General features: G+C 74.3%; 14 protein-coding genes. 11 read left to right on the top strand and 3 right to left on the bottom strand.

Features of this window, described 5'->3' with window-relative positions:
* The first annotated feature begins 18 nt into the window (after window positions 1-18).
* Window positions 19-621 (top strand): class I SAM-dependent methyltransferase, encoded by a 603-nt coding sequence (locus ACH4C6_RS12565; protein ID WP_398108541.1) that lies wholly within the window; start codon window positions 19-21, stop codon window positions 619-621.
* 89 nt (window positions 622-710) lie between these two features.
* On the opposite strand, the gene ACH4C6_RS12570 is transcribed toward ACH4C6_RS12565, so the two are convergent.
* Window positions 711-1,613 (bottom strand): oxygenase MpaB family protein, encoded by a 903-nt coding sequence (locus ACH4C6_RS12570; RefSeq protein WP_398108542.1) that lies wholly within the window; start codon window positions 1,611-1,613, stop codon window positions 711-713.
* A gap of 118 nt (window positions 1,614-1,731) precedes the next feature.
* Between ACH4C6_RS12570 and ACH4C6_RS12575 the strand changes: the two genes are divergently transcribed.
* Window positions 1,732-2,028 (top strand): hypothetical protein, encoded by a 297-nt coding sequence (locus tag ACH4C6_RS12575; RefSeq protein ID WP_398108543.1) that lies wholly within the window; start codon window positions 1,732-1,734, stop codon window positions 2,026-2,028.
* 134 nt (window positions 2,029-2,162) lie between these two features.
* Window positions 2,163-3,068: a hypothetical protein gene (locus tag ACH4C6_RS12580; protein ID WP_398108544.1), complete on the top strand. Its 906-nt coding sequence runs from the start codon at window positions 2,163-2,165 to the stop codon at window positions 3,066-3,068.
* 38 nt (window positions 3,069-3,106) lie between these two features.
* Here ACH4C6_RS12580 and ACH4C6_RS12585 read toward each other — a convergent pair whose 3' ends face one another.
* Entirely contained in the window at window positions 3,107-3,289 is a 183-nt protein-coding gene (locus ACH4C6_RS12585) for a hypothetical protein (RefSeq protein WP_398108545.1), read from the bottom strand.
* 287 nt (window positions 3,290-3,576) lie between these two features.
* On the opposite strand from ACH4C6_RS12585, the gene ACH4C6_RS12590 reads away from it, so the two are divergent.
* Both ACH4C6_RS12590 and ACH4C6_RS12595 read left to right on the top strand, forming a co-directional pair.
* A complete protein-coding gene (locus ACH4C6_RS12590; protein WP_398108546.1) occupies window positions 3,577-6,510 on the top strand; it encodes a DEAD/DEAH box helicase in 2,934 nt (977 codons plus the stop codon).
* Window positions 6,507-7,766, top strand: a complete 1,260-nt coding sequence (locus ACH4C6_RS12595) for an SWF or SNF family helicase (protein WP_398108547.1) — start codon at window positions 6,507-6,509, stop codon at window positions 7,764-7,766. The genes ACH4C6_RS12590 and ACH4C6_RS12595 overlap by 4 nt, the downstream gene beginning before the upstream one ends.
* Window positions 7,767-8,212: 446 nt before the next feature.
* On the opposite strand, the gene xylA is transcribed toward ACH4C6_RS12595, so the two are convergent.
* Window positions 8,213-9,379: a xylose isomerase gene (xylA, locus tag ACH4C6_RS12600; RefSeq protein ID WP_398108548.1), complete on the bottom strand. Its 1,167-nt coding sequence runs from the start codon at window positions 9,377-9,379 to the stop codon at window positions 8,213-8,215.
* Window positions 9,380-9,509: 130 nt separating this feature from the next.
* On the opposite strand from xylA, the gene xylB reads away from it, so the two are divergent.
* From xylB to ACH4C6_RS12630, 6 genes are all read left to right on the top strand, one after another.
* Entirely contained in the window at window positions 9,510-10,955 is a 1,446-nt protein-coding gene (gene xylB, locus ACH4C6_RS12605; RefSeq protein ID WP_398108549.1) for a xylulokinase, read from the top strand.
* Window positions 10,956-10,969: 14 nt separating this feature from the next.
* A complete protein-coding gene (locus tag ACH4C6_RS12610) occupies window positions 10,970-12,178 on the top strand; it encodes an ROK family protein (protein WP_398108550.1) in 1,209 nt (402 codons plus the stop codon).
* Between the two features lie 233 nt (window positions 12,179-12,411).
* On the top strand, window positions 12,412-13,026 hold the full coding sequence (locus ACH4C6_RS12615; protein WP_398108551.1) for an N-acetylmuramoyl-L-alanine amidase: 615 nt from the start codon (window positions 12,412-12,414) through the stop codon (window positions 13,024-13,026).
* A gap of 92 nt (window positions 13,027-13,118) precedes the next feature.
* Window positions 13,119-13,514 carry a luciferase family protein gene (locus ACH4C6_RS12620; protein ID WP_398108552.1) on the top strand — a complete coding sequence of 132 codons (396 nt, stop codon included), beginning with the start codon at window positions 13,119-13,121 and terminating at the stop codon, window positions 13,512-13,514.
* A gap of 123 nt (window positions 13,515-13,637) precedes the next feature.
* Complete coding sequence (locus ACH4C6_RS12625; protein ID WP_398108723.1) at window positions 13,638-14,735, top strand: bifunctional class I SAM-dependent methyltransferase/NUDIX hydrolase; 1,098 nt, start codon at window positions 13,638-13,640, stop codon at window positions 14,733-14,735.
* A gap of 128 nt (window positions 14,736-14,863) precedes the next feature.
* Entirely contained in the window at window positions 14,864-16,105 is a 1,242-nt protein-coding gene (locus ACH4C6_RS12630; protein WP_398108553.1) for a phosphodiester glycosidase family protein, read from the top strand.

Genomic DNA, 16,105 nt, shown 5'->3' on the forward strand with positions numbered 1-16,105 from the left:
TGAGGAATCATGCCGTACATGAGCGACGACCAGACGCGTGTCCAGGAGTTCTTCACAACCCGCGCCGCCGACTGGGACAGCCGGTTCCCCGACGACGGGCCGGCCTACGCGGCCGCGGTGGCGGAACTCGGGCTGCGGCCGGGGGGCCGGGTGCTGGACGCCGGGTGCGGTACGGGCCGTGCTCTGCCGCCGCTGCGTGATGCCGTCGGGCCTTCGGGTGTCGTGCTCGGGGCCGACCTGACACCGGCGATGCTGCGCGAGGCCGTGCGGGCGGGACGGGACCGGGACGGGGCGCTGCTCCTCGCGGACGTCGCCGCACTTCCCCTGCGGTCGGGCTCACTGGACGCCGTGTTCGGTGCGGGGCTCGTCTCGCACCTGCCGGACCCGGCCGCGAACCTGCGTGAACTCGCGCGCGTGGTGCGCCCCGGCGGACTGCTGGCCCTGTTCCACCCGATCGGCAGGGCGCGCCTCGCGGCCCGGCACGGCCGCGCGCTCACCCCGGACGATCTGCGGGCCGAGCCCCGTCTCGGTCCGCTGCTGGCCGGTGCGGGCTGGCGGCTGACGTCGTACGTGGACGAGGACGACCGCTTCCTCGCGCTGGCCGTGCGCTCGGACACCTGACCGTGCCGGGGGCACGCGTCGAGCGGTGGGCGAGGCGACCGTCGCGGTGACTTCGGCCCGGGATGTGCGAGCCGGTTGCGGTCCGCATCTCACCCGTTCCCGGCATCCGGGGCCTTTCCGCGCCGCACGGGGCAGCCCCGCAGACCGGGGACCGGACGGGTGCCCAGGTCGGCGATCCGGTAGCCGTTCGGGTAGGACTTGATCTCACGGTTCTGGCGGGCGAAGTGCGGGGCGCGGCGGGGCGGAAGCAACCGGACGGCGCGGCCCCGCAGCCGGACGGCGCGACGCACCCACGCGCGCGTGGCGGCGCTCGGCGGGGTGTAGCGGAAGGCCCGCAGGAGGGAGTCGTCGAGAAGCGAGAGGGTCGTGGTGCGCAGCAGGGGCGCGAGCGGCGCCGGGTACCAGGAGGCCATCAGGTCGAGCGTGGCGTCCGAGACGCACCGTGCCTCCTCGTCCCAGGCGAAGTGGGCCGCTTCGTAGGCGTCGAGCACCGCCTCGAACTCCTCGTAGGTGCCGGGGATGTCCTTGATACCCATGTGCCGGCCCAGTGTGCGGTAGTGGACGACGGAGGCGACGATCTCGTGGCGTGACATCCGCCGCCAGCCGTAGGCGTCGATCCACCGCTTGGGCATGACCACGAAGGTGCACAGGACATAGCGCATGTCGTCGTCGCTGATGTCGTAGCTGCGGTGCATCCCGTTGATCCGGCGGATCGCGGTCCTGCCCTGGTCACTGCCGAAACCGTGCTCCACGACGGTGTCCAGGAGCAGTGCCGTGTCGTCGTAGCGCTTCTGCGCGCGCTCGGTGAGCTCCGCCGTGCGGGCGAGCAGCCGGCCGATGCTCGGGACGGCGTACGTGCGGTACAGCGCCAGCTCCAGCGCCCTGGTGTGGTCCCAGGGGAATTCGTAGGCCACGCTCAGCCGGTGGATGTCCGTGGCCTGCCGGTTCGGGTCCATCTGCCGGATCTGTTCCAGACGCGCGAATCGCTTCACCGTGCCGTCCCCCTTCTGCCCCGAGTCCCGCAACTTTACGTTGGACAAGCCGAGATGACGGCATGGCGCCGACACGACGGCACGGCAGTTCGCGCACACCGGTGGAAGGGTGGTCGACATGTGGGGCAGGGTCCGCAAGGCCGGGGACAAGGTCGCGCACGCCTTGCGCACGGAACCGAAGGCCGGCGGGGGCGGGCGTCCGCACAACCTGTTCGAGGCCGCGGCGTCCTACGTCACGGCCTGCGCCGAGGACGACCAGGACCGGGCCGAGGAGGCGGCCGGCTGGGTGTCGCCGGAGGCCCTGTCGTTCGGCGTGAACGAACTGGCCTGCCGGGCCGTGATCGCCCTCGCGCGAGAGCGGGGCCGGTCACCCGAGACGGTGGCCCGGGAGCTGCTGGGGCTGCCGACGGGGTGACACATTCCTCCGCGGCGGCCGATTCGCCCCCGTCCGCCGGAAAACTGCAGCTCGCGCGGCCGACCGGGTCGTGACAAGCGGCTTCCGGGCGCATTAGGGTGCGCGCGGTTGGACGAACCGATGGGGAGGCTGGGATGGCCGGGACGGACGAGGTCGCCGTCACCGCCGAGGACGACGCGCTCTACGTGCTCACGGCGGTGCTGCTGACGCCGGCGAAGTTCCCGAGTGTGCTCGGCGACGACTACCCCGAGGCCTGTGCGGCGCTCGGTCTCGCCCCGCTCGCGGACGGGTACGGGCTGGTGCTCGGCCAGGACGGCGAGGGCGCCCGGTGGACCGTGGTCACCGACGACGTCTCCCTGGTGGCCGTCGCGATCGCGTCGTGGGACTGCGGCATGGAGTACGAGCTGTCCCCGGACGAGCGCACGGTCGTGTCCGCGCTGCCCGGCTGGCCGCTCGCGGTCGCCGTCGCGGCACCCGGTGTGCCCGCACCGCACGATCCGGGCCCGGACGTCGACGACCGCCCCCCGCTGACTCCGCCCGACACCGGCGTCTGGGGCCCGGCCCAGCGACGTCTCGGAGCGGACGAGATCGCCCTGCAGTGGGCGATGTGGCGGGAGCAGGTCGAAGCGGCCTACCCCCGGCCCACCGCGTCCGCGAGCGAGGACGGCGGGGCACAGGGCGGTGCGCAGGGCAGCGCGCAGAGCGGCGCGCAGGACAGCGCCCAGGGCAGCGGCGACGCGCAAGGCGGCGGGGAGAACGGGCGGAGGGCCGGCCACAGCGGCATCCGGCGCGCTCTCGCCGAAGCGCGCACCTACCTGGACACGCCACCGCCGCTGGGCCGGGTCCGTTCCTCGTTCGCCCCGGGTGACGCCCGGATCCTGCGGGCCGACGGCCCGGGCTGGTCCCTGGTCGCCCGGACCGACGACATCGCCTTCGTGCTGCTCGACGACGAGCCGGGCGAGGTCCTGCCCGTGGGCCGGGGACCGGAGCTGCCGGGGCTCCTCGAAGCGCTGGACAAGATGGCCGTACGGCCCAACTGACCGTCAGTGGGTGGCGGCCCTGCGCGTTACCGGGCGCCTCACCGGCCGAGTTCCTTGCGTGTGGCGCGGCGCAGCCTGCGCCGCTGTGACGGGTCCAGGGTGAGGTAGGCCGCGGCCGGAACACCCAGCACGATCAGGAGCGCCGCCCACCAGGGCAGCCAGATCAGCAGGACCAGGCCGACCGCCACACCTCCCACGGCGATCTTGGCGTTGTTGGACATGTCGTCGCCTCCTTCGCGGCCGGTGCCGCTCTCTGTCCCGAGAACGGACCCGCGCCCGCGCCGGTTCCGATCCGCGCCCCTGAGACATCCCTGAGGCCGGACCCCGAGGCGCCCCTGAGACCCCGTGGTGACCCGGCTCACAGCCTTGTCATACCCGTACGCGGCACGAGTGCTGTACTCTCGGCGACTCCGCCCCGCTAGTCAAATTTGAGGACTCAGTCATAACCGAGCAGTCGACACCCCGGGAATCCTCCTCCGCGCCCCTCGAACTGACCCGCTGTCACGCCGTGTTCCTGCCCGGCGACCCGCCGCGCACCGGCGGCATCGCCTTCTGGCGGCCGGACGGCACGCACCCACCGGCTCCCGGGCCGTCGCCCGCGTCGGAACCGGCCCTCGGCGACCTGACGGTCGTCGATCTCGAGGTCGTCGTCGCCGGTGACGACGGAGTCGAGAGAGCGACGGTGCCCGCCGCCCTGCTGCCGCTGCGCACCGCCCTTCCGGTCCTGACACGCGTGCGTGCCGAAGCCGGGGACCACCGGTCGGCGGTGTTCTGGCGCGCGGCCGCCCTGCACGCACTGCATCTCCTGTCGCGCGGCCTGCTGCTGCCGGGGCTGTCGCAGGCTGACCACGACGCCTGGCGCGCCGGCCCGCTGCACGCCGAGGACGTCGAGGCCGTACGCCGCCTCGCCGCCGCGATGCCGCCCGAGGCGCATGCCGTGCCGCTGGACGGGCCGGGACCCTTGCGGCTGCCCCGGCCGGAGCCGCTCCTGAGGGCCTTCTTCGACGCGGTGGCCGACACCCTGCCCCGCTCCCCCGCCGCGCCCCTGGTGACCGGCACGGAGGCCTACGCGTCGCTCACCCCGGTGCACCTGCCCGGGCAGCGTGCCTGGGCCGCCGACATCGCCGCCGGCCACGACGCGGGCGTACGGCTCTCGTTGCGGATCGAGACGGACGGGCTGCCGGACATCGAGGCGAAGGGCTCCGGAGGCACTGGGACGGACGGACACGGAGACACTGGGGCGGACGGACACGAAGGCACTGGGGCGGACGGGTCGGGCGATCCGGAGGGTCTCGGCGCGGACGTGGCCTTCCGGGCCGTGCTGCAGGTCCACAGTGTCAGCGACCCGGCACTCGTGGCGGACGCCGCGGACCTGTGGGCCGGCGGCGAGGCCTTCGGCCCGCGCGCGCGGATGGACGCCCTGCTCGCGCTGCGGCGGGCGGCACGGGCCTGGACACCGCTGGCCCCCCTGCTGTCGGCGGCCGTGCCGGACGCGGTGGCGCTCGCCGACGAGGAGGTTGTCGACCTGCTCGGCGCCGGGGCACGGGCCCTGGCGCTGGCCGGGGTGGAGGTGCACTGGCCCAGGGGACTGACCCGGAAGCTCACCACGCGCGCGGAGGTGGGGCCCTCCGACAGCGGAACGCAGCCGGACGACGTGCGGGCCGGGCGGAGTTCCGGGGTGGCCCCGTCGTTCCTCTCCGCCGACGCACTGCTCTCCTTCACCTGGTCGTTCGCGCTGGGGGACCAGCAGCTCAGCCGCGCGGAACTGGACCGCCTCGCCGAGGCCAAGCGCCCCGTGGTGCGACTGCGCGACCAGTGGGTCCTGGTCGACCCGCAGGAGGTACGCCTGGCCCGCTCCCGGCAGGACCACAAGGTCACCCCGGTGGACGCGCTGGGCGTGGCTTTGACGGGCTGGGCCGAGGTCGAGGGCCACCGAGTGGAAGCGCAGCCCACGGGGTGGCTCGCGCAGCTGAAGGAGCGGCTCGCCGACCCCGAGGCGCAGCAGCCCGTCGAGCAGCCCGCAGCCCTCGCGGCCACCCTGCGCGACTACCAGCGGCGAGGGCTCAACTGGCTGGCGAGCATGACCTCACTCGGGCTGGGGTGCTGTCTCGCCGACGACATGGGGCTCGGCAAGACGATCACCCTGATCTCCCTGCATCTGCACCGGCAGACCGACGCGCAGTCCGCGGGGCCGACCCTCGTGGTCTGTCCGACGTCCCTGATGGGCAACTGGCAGAGGGAGATCGAGCGGTTCGCCCCGGGCGTCCCCGTGCGGCGCTTCCACGGCCCGCGGCGCTCCCTGGAGGACCTCGCACAGGGCGAGTTCGTCCTCACCACGTACGGCACGATGCGCCTGGACGCGGGCCGGCTCGGTGAGGTGCCGTGGGGCATGCTCGTGGCGGACGAGGCCCAGCACGTGAAGAACCCGTACTCCTCCACCGCGCGCGAGTTGCGTTCCATCGGCGCACGCGCGCGTGTGGCCCTCACCGGCACCCCGGTGGAGAACAACCTGTCGGAGCTGTGGGCGATCCTCGACTGGGCGACTCCGGGACTGCTGGGCCGGCTCGGCACCTTCCGGCGACGTTACGCGGAGGCGGTCGAGGGCGGCCGCGACCCGGGGGCCGCCGACCGCCTGGCCCGGCTGGTACGGCCGTTCCTGCTGCGCCGCCGCAAGTCGGACCCGGGCATCGCCCCCGAGTTGCCGCCGAAGACGGAGACGGACCACGCCGTGCTGCTCACTCCGGAGCAGACGGCGCTCTACGAGGCCGTGGTGCGCGAGGCGCTGGCGGAGATCTCCGGCGCGGGCAACATGGCCCGGCGGGGCCTGATCGTGAAGCTGCTGACCGGTCTCAAGCAGATCTGCAACCACCCGGCCCAGTACCTCAAGGAGGAGCGACCGGTGGTCTCCGGGCGCTCCGGGAAGCTGGAACTGCTGGACGAGCTGCTGACCACGATTCTCGCCGAGGGGGCCGGTGTCCTGGTCTTCACGCAGTACGTGCAGATGGCCCGCCTCCTGGAACGCCATCTGGCCGCGCGCGGAACGCCCTCGCAGTTCCTGCACGGTGGCACGTCCGTCGCCGAACGGGAGGCCATGGTGCGACGGTTCCAGGACGGTGAGGTGCCGGTGTTCCTGCTGTCGTTGAAGGCGGCGGGCACCGGGCTGAACCTGACCCGGGCCGAGCACGTGGTGCACTACGACCGCTGGTGGAACCCTGCCGTCGAGGCGCAGGCGACCGACCGCGCGTACCGGATCGGCCAGACGCGGCCGGTGCAGGTGCACCGCATCATCGCCGAGGGAACCGTGGAGGACCGCATCGCCGAACTCCTGGCCCGCAAACGGGAGCTCGCGGACGCGGTGCTGGGCTCCGGCGAGTCCGCGCTGACCGAACTGACGGACGCCGAACTGGCCGACCTGGTCGAGCTGCGAGGGGGCCTGCGATGAACCGGTACGACGACACCCCGGAGCGGACGTTCGCCGCGCTGCCGCCCGCCCGTGGCAGGGCGTTCGCCGCGAGCTGGTGGGGCCGGGCCTGGCTGCAGGCGCTGGAGGACACCGCGCTCGACCTGGCGCAGCTCAAGGCGGGCCGGCGGCTGGCCCGGGCGGGAGCGGTCGGTGCGGTGTCGGTGCGCCCGGGCCGGCTCACGGCCGTGGTGCAGGACCGCGACGGCACGGCCCACCGGGCCGATGTCCTGCTGTCCGAGCTCTCGCCCGCGCAGTGGGACCATTTCCTGGACATGACGGTGGAGCGGGCCGGTCATGTCGCGGCGCTGCTGGACCGGGAGATGCCGCCGCACCTGGTCGAGGACGCGGCGAGCGCGGGTGTCGACCTGCTGCCCGGGATCGGTGACCTGGAACCGGAGTGCGACTGCGACGCCTGGGACCACTGCGGGCACACCGCGGCGCTCTGCTACGAAGTCGCTCGGCTGCTGGATCAGGACCCGTTCGTCCTGCTGCTGATGCGGGGACGGACCGAGCCCGCCCTGCTGGAGGACCTACAGGCGCGCAGCGGGACGCACGCCGTCCCGGAGCCCGCCGAGCCGGAGGGTGTGGACGCGGCCGAGGCGTACGCCGCCGGCGACATCCTGCCCCCGCTTCCGGCCCCGCCCTGCCTGCCGGACGAGCCGGGGACGCCGCCCTCCCTCGACACCGAGACTCCGCCCGCGCCCGGCGTGGACCCGCCGGCACTGGAGTACCTGGCGGCGCGCACCGCCGTGCACGCCCATCGGCTGCTCGCCCAAGCGCTCGGGGGCGAACCAGGGGCGCGGTTGACGGCCGGGCAGGACGCGGTGCGGCTGGCCGCGGGTGATCCGGCGCGGGAGGTGGCCGACCGGCTGGCCGACGGATCGGGGCGCGGCCGCGAGGGACTGGCGACGGCCGTGCGCGCCTGGCGGCTGGGCGGCCCGGACGCCCTGTCCGTACTCGACGAGGAGTGGCAGGTCGAGGGCGAGGCCCTTGCACGCGCGCGTGCCGCCCTGGAGGCGGCCTGGGACCCGGACGAGCGGCCCGAGCTGCGGGCGCGGGGCAACCGGTGGACGCCGGCCGGCTCGGCGACCCAGCTGCGTCTCGGCCGGGACGGCCGCTGGTGGCCCTACCGCAAGGAGCGCGGCCGCTGGCAACCCGCCGGAGAGCCCACCCGGGACCCGGCCACGGCTCTGGCTGCCGCGGAACCCTCGCCGGGGGAAGGGGACGGGCCGTGAGGGTGACGCCCGACGGGCGCACCTGACGGTGACGTGAGTCCGACGCCAGGGCTCCGGTCCGTCGGGCCGGAGCCTTGGCGCGAGGCGCGCGTGAGGCAACCGCCGCGCCGACCGGTCGCGACGACCGACCGGCGGGACCGGCGGAGTCTTCACGCGCGTAGCCGCACGAACAGAGTCCGCGCTCGCGTGCCGGCACGGACCGAGGCCGCGCGCGTGTGGCCGCACGGACCGGGACCACACGCGTGTGGCCGCACGGACAGGAGCTGCGCGCCTGTGGCCGCACGCACCGTGACCACGCGTGCGTGGTGGCACGCACCGAGACCACCAGCGTGCGCCGGCACGCACCCCGGCCGCGCGTGCGGCGGCATGCCCCCGGCCGCGCGTGCGGCGGCATGCCCCCGGCCGCGCGTGCGGCGGCACGCACCGGGACCACGCGCGCGTGCAGGTCAGCCGCGGGCCCCCAGCAGGTGGTCCATGGCCAGCTGGTCCAGGTGCTCGAACGCCATGCCGCGCGCGGCGGCGGCCTCGACGTCGAACGTCTCGAAGGCCGTCCGGTCGGCGAGCAGGGCCTGGAGGCCGTCCGCCGCGGTCGGCTGCGCCAGCTCGTCCAGCCGGGCCACGCGCAGCGCCTCCTGGACCTCCGGATCGGCGCGGAACGCGGCGGCGCGCTCCTTGAGGATGAGGTAGTTGCGCATGCAGCCGGCCGCCGAGGCCCACACGCCGTCGAGGTCCTCGGTGCGCGGGGGCTTGAAGTCGAAGTGGCGCGGGCCGGTGTATCCGGCCGACTCCAGCAGGTCGACCAGCCAGAATGCGGCGCGCAGGTCTCCGGCACCGAAGCGCAGGTCCTGGTCGTACTTGATGCCGGACTGGCCGTTGAGGTCGATGTGGAAGAGCTTGCCCGCCCACAGGGCCTGGGCGATGCCGTGCGGGAAGTTCAGGCCGGCCATCTGCTCGTGCCCCACCTCGGGGTTCACGCCGTACAGCTCGGGGCGCTCCAGGCGCTCGATGAACGCCAGCGCGTGGCCGACGGTCGGCAGCAGGATGTCGCCGCGCGGCTCGTTCGGCTTCGGCTCGATGGCGAAGCGCAGGTCGTAGCCCTGGGACGTGACGTACTCGCCGAGGAGGTCGAAGGCCTCCTTCATCCGGTCCAGGGCGGCGCGGACGTCCTTGGCGGCCCCGGACTCGGCTCCCTCGCGGCCACCCCAGGCCACGTACACCTCGGCGCCGAGTTCGACGGCGAGGTCGATGTTGCGGATGGTCTTGCGCAGGGCGTAGCGGCGTACGTCGCGGTCGTTGGCGGTGAAGGCGCCGTCCTTGAAGACCGGGTGCGTGAAGAGGTTGGTGGTGGCCATCGGGACCTTCATGCCCGTGGCGTCCAGCGCCTGCCGGAAGCGCTTGATGTGGTTCTCGCGCTCGGTGTCGCTCGAGCCGAACGGGATCAGGTCGTCGTCGTGGAAGGTGACGCCGTGCGCGCCGAGCTCGGCCAGGCGCTGCACCGACTCGGCCGGGTCCAGGGCGCGTCGGGTGGCGTCGCCGAAGGGGTCCCGTCCCTGCCAGCCGACGGTCCACAGGCCGAAGGTGAACCTGTCCTCGGGGGTGGGCTGGTAGTTCATGCCGCGGCTCCTTGCTCGCTGAGGCTATTTCGTCATGCCGGTTTACAAATTAGTATGCGAGCACCTTCCTGGGAAGGGACAAGGTGCCCCGAACAACAGGCACGTGCCGCGCGCAGTAGGGAGAAACCCGATGTCAGCAGCCGAGGGTCCGCTTGTCGTCGGCGTGGATTCGTCCACCCAGTCCACCAAGGCGCTGGTCGTCGACGCGGCCACCGGCCGGATCGTCGCCAGTGGCCAGGCGCCTCACACGGTCACCTCGGGAGCGGGGCGCGAGAGCGATCCGCGCCAGTGGTGGGACGCCCTGCGCGAGGCGCTGCACCAGTGCGGCGAGCCGGCGCACGAGGCCGCCGCGGTCGCGGTCGGCGGCCAGCAGCACGGCCTGGTCACGCTGGACGGCAGGGGTGAGCCGGTGCGGCCCGCCCTGCTGTGGAACGACGTGCGCTCGGCGCCCCAGGCAGGGCGGCTGACGGAGGAGCTGGGCGGGGCGAAGGTCTGGGCCGAGCGCACCGGCAGCGTTCCCACGGCGTCCTTCACGGTCACCAAGTGGGCGTGGCTGGCCGAGCACGAGCCGGAGTCCGTCCGCGCCACGAAGGCCGTGCGCCTCCCCCACGACTACCTGACCGAGCGGCTCACCGGGCAGGGCACCACGGACCGAGGCGACGCCTCGGGTACGGGCTGGTGGTCCTCGGGTACGGAGGCGTACGACGAGGAGATCCTGGCGCGCGTGGGTCTGGATCCGGCGCTGCTGCCGCGCGTGGTCCGGCCCGGCGAGATCGCGGGTACGGTCCGCGATGGCCATGATCTGCCGTTCTCCAAGGGCACCCTGGTCGCCCCCGGTACCGGCGACAACGCCGCGGCGGCGCTGGGCCTCGGGGTCCCCCCGGGTGTCGCGGTGATGAGCCTCGGCACGTCGGGCACGGTGTACGCGGTGTCGCGCAGGCGGACCGCCGACCCCACGGGCACGGTGGCCGGCTTCGCCGACGCCCGGGGCGACTGGCTACCGCTGGCCTGCACCTTGAACTGCACGCTCGCCGTGGACCGCGTGGCCACGCTGCTGGGGCTGGACCGCGAGGCCGTCGAGCCCGGCACGGCCGTCACGCTGCTTCCGTTCCTGGACGGTGAACGCACCCCGAACCTGCCCCACGCGTCGGGGCTGCTGCACGGCCTGCGCCACGACACGACCGCCGGTCAGCTCCTGCAGGCGGCCTACGACGGTGCCGTGCACTCGCTGCTCGGCGCTCTCGACCTGGTGCTCGACGAGGACGCGGACCCCTCGGCGCCCCTGCTGCTGATCGGCGGAGGTGCCCGGGGCACGGCCTGGCAGCACACCGTGCGGCGCCTGTCGGGACGCCCGGTGCAGGTGCCCGAGGCGAAGGAACTGGTGGCCCTGGGCGCCGCCGCCCAGGCGGCCGGACTGCTGACCGGCGAGGACCCGGCCGCCGTGGCACGCCGCTGGGGCACCGCCGCCGGTCCGGTGCTCGAGGCCGTCGAGCGGGACGAGGAGACGCTGGCCAGGATCGCCGGGGTACTCTCCGACGCGGCTCCACTGCTGGAGCGTCCCACCCGCACCGACTGAGGACTGGCTCAGGCATGACCGCACCGCTGCACGAGGCCCACCCGACCGGGCGGCGACGCGCGCTGCCCGACACCCAGCAGGGGATGCGCCGCCGCAATCTCGCCCGGGTCATGCACACCGTCCGGGCCGAGGGGCCGCTCTCGCGGGCCGCCGTCGCCTCGCGGATCGGGCTGACCCGGGCCGCGGTGTCGACGCTCGTCGACGAGCTGATCCGCGCGGGGCTGCTGGAGGAACTGGGACCCGAGCGGCCCGGCCGGGTGGGCCGGCCGGGCTCCGCCCTCGCCGTCAGCGGACGCGGCCCGGCCGGGATCGGCGCGGAGGTCGGCGTCGACCACCTCGCCGTCTGCGCGGTCGACCTCACCGGCACCACCCGCGCGCGGGCGATACGGCAGGGGGCGAACCGCGGCCGCTCCCCCGAACCTGTGATCGCGGAACTGACCGGACTGATCCGCCAGGTCGTCTCCGAGGCGGAGAGCGAGGGACTGTGGCCGGCGGGACTGGCCGTGGCCGTGCCAGGCCTGGTGGCGCGCGACGGCCGGACCGTGGTCCGCGCACCCAACCTCGACTGGCGCGACGCCGACCTGGGCGCGCTGCTGCCGGCGGATCTGCCGCCGACCGTCGACAACGAGGCCAACTTCGGGGCGCTGGCCGAACTCTGGCTCGGTGAGGACACACCAGGCGACTTCCTGCACGTGTCGGCGGAGATCGGCATCGGCGCCGCGCTCGTCGTGGACGGCGGACTGCTGCGCGGAACCCGCGGGTTCGCGGGCGAGCTGGGACATGTGCCGGTCCGCCCCGACGGACCGGAGTGCGGGTGCGGGGGCCGGGGTTGCCTGGAGCAGTACGCCGGTGAGGAGGCGGTGCTGCGGGCGGCCGGCCTGGAGCCCGACCGGGACCGGGTGGGAGCGCTCGCCGGTCGTGCGGCGGACGGCGACGAGAACGTCCGCCGCGCCCTGCGGGACGCCGGATCCGCACTCGGAGTCGCCCTGACCGGCGCGGTCAACCTGCTCGATCCGGAGAGCGTCGTGCTGGGCGGAGAGCTGTCCGGGCTGGCGCCGTGGCTCCTTTCCTCCCTGCGCGAGGAGTTGGCGCGTCGCACAGCGGGTCCGGCCTGCCCGGTGTCCGTGTCCCGACTGGGCCCGGAAGGCCCTCTGCTGGGGGCCGCGCACTCGGTGGTGCGGGCGGTCCTCGACGACCCGGCGGCCTTCGCCGCGCAGCGATGAGGGCGCTCCCGCCGCACCCGCATCCTGTCGTCCCCGCCACTCCCGAGGTCCGCAATACCCCGTGCGGGTGAGCGCGTTGTGCACATCACCGGTCCTGTCCACGGAAAGCCGACGCTTCCCTCCGACCGCCCGGCAGGCGCCGTAACTTGATCGACGTGAGCCGCACCCACCGCGGCCACCGCCACCCCAGTCGATCGCACGGCACCGTCCGTCGGCCCCGGAAGGAACCCCGCATGAACCGCACGACGGCCATTCCCAGCAGGCGCGGCATCCTCGAGGGCGCCGCCCTGACCGCCCTGACCGCCCTCCCGTGTGCCCTCTTCCCGGCCCGGGCCGCCGCCGCCGGAGCACGGGCGGCCGTCGACCACCCCGGGGCCGCGTGGCACCCGGCGAGCCGGTCCAACTACACGCCCGCGAACCGCCCCCGGGCCCATCCGCTGAAGTACGTCGTCATCCATGTCGCGCAGACGACCTACGCCGGCACGCTGTCCGTGTTCCGTGATCCGCGCGAGAGGGTGTCCGCCCACTATGTCGTGCGGTCGTCGGACGGGCGTGTGGCGCAGTGCGTACGCGAGTCCGACATCGCCTGGCACGCGGGGAACTGGGACTACAACACCCGCAGCATCGGCATCGAGCACGAGGGCTGGGTGGACCGGCCGGGCTGCTTCACCGACGTCATGTACGAGCGGTCGGCCCGGCTCACCGCCGCGATCTGCGGGCGATACGGCATCCCCCGCAACCGCGCGCACATCATCGGGCATCACGAGGTGCCCGGCAGCGACCACACGGATCCCGGCCGGCACTGGGACTGGAAGCGCTACCTCAGACTCGTGCGCGACCACTCCTGAACGCGGGCCCGCACGCGCCGGACCACCTCACGTCCCGGTTACGAATCGCTCAACCCCTGGTTGCGGACGGGTGATCGCGCGACCATAGGGCCATGAGTCTGGCCCAGCGCGCCATCGAGCGCCTGCAGGCCTGGCCCGACCTCATGGCGGGCCCGGCGAGTTGCGGTACCGGACGGGCGCTGCGCTCCGTCCACGACGAGATCGTCCACTTCCACTCGGCCCGGGACGTCGACCTGCATCTCACGGACAGAGCCATACGGCGCTTCCACCACAACCTCTCCGACTCCAGCGCCATCCACCTGGTCCCCGGATCGGACTGGGTGACGGTGCACCTCGACTGCGAGGCGGACGTCGACCTGCTGCTGAGCCTGCTGAGCATCGCCCTCAAGGCACACCAGGCCCCGCCCGCGGACCGCGGGCCTCGGCTCGCCGGGTGCAACTTCCACCGGGTCAGGGTGCTCCCCCGGGACGCCGTCGCGGGCGGCTGAGCCTTGACGGAAGAGGCGGAGGACGGGGCCGGCGCCGTGCACGCGGAGGGCGCCCCCGCGGCGGAGGACGCCAACGCCCGGGCCTGGGACGCGTACGGGGCACACCACCTGCGGCGGGGCACGGTGCTGCCGGAGGCGGAGCGGATCGACTGGGGTTTCGAGGGCGGCGGGCCGGATGCGGGGATCCTCGGCGAACTGACGGGCCGCCGGGTGCTCGACCTCGGATGCGGTCCGGCGCGGCACGCCGCCCATCTGGTCCGGGCCCACGGCGCGCAGGTGGACGCGGTCGACCGCGCGGAGGGGCAGTACGCACGGGCGCGCGCCCGCTACGGCACGCTGCCCGGGCTGCGGCTGGTCCTGGCGGACGCGGTGGAGCACCTGCGCTCGGCTCAGCCGTACGACGTGGTCTATTCGGTCAACGCCGTGCCGTACGTCGATCCGCACCGGCTGCTGCCCGCCCTGGCCGGGGCGCTGAAGCCGGGCGGCCGGCTCTGCTTCACGGTGCTGCACACCAACTCGGACGGTGACGGGCCGTCGGACCGGGTCCGCGCGCGGCCCGAGATCCTGCGGCTGGCCGGCGGCGGTGAGGTGACGGTCCACATGTGGGTGCTCACGCCCGGCCTGTGGACGGAGCTGCTCACCGAGTACGGGCTGCGGGTGGAGCGGGTCGACGTCCTCGAGGCGCCGGAGGAAGGCAACCGCGCTTCCTATCTGCTGTTCCAGGTGACCAGGCCCGTCCGGGTGTCCTCCCGGCCGCGCGTGGGCAAGCCGCCGCCCGCCCACGCGGCGCTCGGGGTCGGCGTCGTGCTGCACGGTCCGCGCGGCCTGCTGCTGGGCCGTCACCGGCGCGGGACGTGGGAGCTGCCGGGCGGCACGGTGGAGCCGGGCGAGTCGCTGCGGGAGACGGCCGTGCGCGAACTCCGCGAGGAGACCGGGATCGAGGCGCGGCCGGAGGACGTCCGGTTGCTGGGGACGCTGCTGGACGAGGTCGGTGGTGTCGTCCGGGTGACCGTGGCGGCCGAGGTCACGGCATGGCGGGGCGAACCGGCGGACCAGCCCGGCGAGAGCGTGGGCCGCTGGCGCTGGTTCGCCCTGGACCGGCTGCCGGATCAGCTGTTCGTGTGCAGTGCGCAGGCCCTCACCGCGTGGCGGCCCGGCCTGCCCGTCGACCACGCCCCCGCCCACTTCACCCCGTACGCCACCGGAACGGGCGACGGCTGAGACACCCGGAGGGGTGCGTTTTTTCAGCCGTTCCCGCGTGGCCGCCGCACAGCAGGCCCCGCCCGGCCTCCCGGTCTGGTGCACTGCCCCCGGAAGTCCCGACGGTCGACGAGGCATCAGGGGGCACGGTGGCAGGTCGTCACAAGCGGCGCAGGGCAGGCAGATCGGTTCTGGCGTTCCTCACGGCGTTCGGTGCGCTGGCCGGTGCGGGTCTGGCGGGGGCGGCCCCGGCCGACGCCGCCGTCGCCAAGCGGGCACGGGTGGCGCCGGGCGTCACCTACGAGGAGTTCGACATCGACGCGGCCAAGGGGGTGGCGCACGCGCACGTGCTGCGGGTCGATCTGGGCAACCCGCAGGTGCGGGTCGACCTGCTGTACCCCGGGGCGGTCGCCTCGCGGGCCCAGGTGTCGAGGATGGCCGACGCCCAGGGCGCGGTCGCCGGCGTCAACGGCGACTTCTTCAATATCAGCGAGGCACAGCACCCCGGCGTCGAGGTGACCGGCGCCAGCGTGGGGCCGGCGATCGCGGCCGGACGGACCCTCAAGGCGGCGGTGCCGAAGGGGCAACGCTTCGGGCCCGCCCTGCCGTCCGGTACGACCACGGAGGACGTGCTGGCCGTGGACACCGACGGGCGGGCGCGCCTGGACCGGTTGGCCCTGGACGGCTCGGTCGGCACGGCCGACGCGCAGCTTCCGCTGGGCGGGCTCAACCAGTACGCGCTCCCGGTCGGTTCGGTCGGCGCGTTCACCTCGGAGTGGGGCAGCGCCTCGCGCGTGCGCGCCACCTGCGGCACGGACACGGACCGGGCGGCGCCGTGCAGCACCGACACCTACGAGGTGACGGTCCGCGACGGCGCGGTGGTGTCGGCCGCCGACACCCCGGGCAGTGGCCCCATCGCGGCGGGGACCACCGTGCTGGTGGGCCGGGAGACGGGCGCCCAGCAGCTACGGAAGTTCGCCACGGGCGAGGAGGTCCACATCGAGCACCGTCTGGTGTCGGCCGCGGGCGGCGCCGCGTACCGCCTGGCGCTGGGCGGCTATCCGGTGCTCAGCGGCGGTAGCCCGTTGCCGGGGCTGGACGACACCACGTCGGCGGTGCGCACGGCCGTGGGGATCGCGGACGGCGGGCGGCGCCTGCTGCTGCTCGCGCTGGACGGGGCGGCCGCCTACCGCACCGGGCTGACGATCGCCGAGGTCGCCGGGACCATGCGGGAACTGGGCTCGGACGACGCCTTCAGCCTGGACGGGGGCGGGTCGTCGACGCTCGTCGCCCGGAAGGCGGGCGCGAGCGCCGTGTCGGTGCGCAACCACCCCAGCGGCGGTGCCGAACGGGCCGTGGCCAACGGCATCGGCGTCTTCTCCGGGACCTGA

The sequence above is a fragment of the Streptomyces sp. NPDC017943 genome (genome assembly GCF_044328425.1).
Classification (GTDB): Bacteria; Actinomycetota; Actinomycetes; order Streptomycetales; family Streptomycetaceae; genus Streptomyces; species Streptomyces djakartensis_A.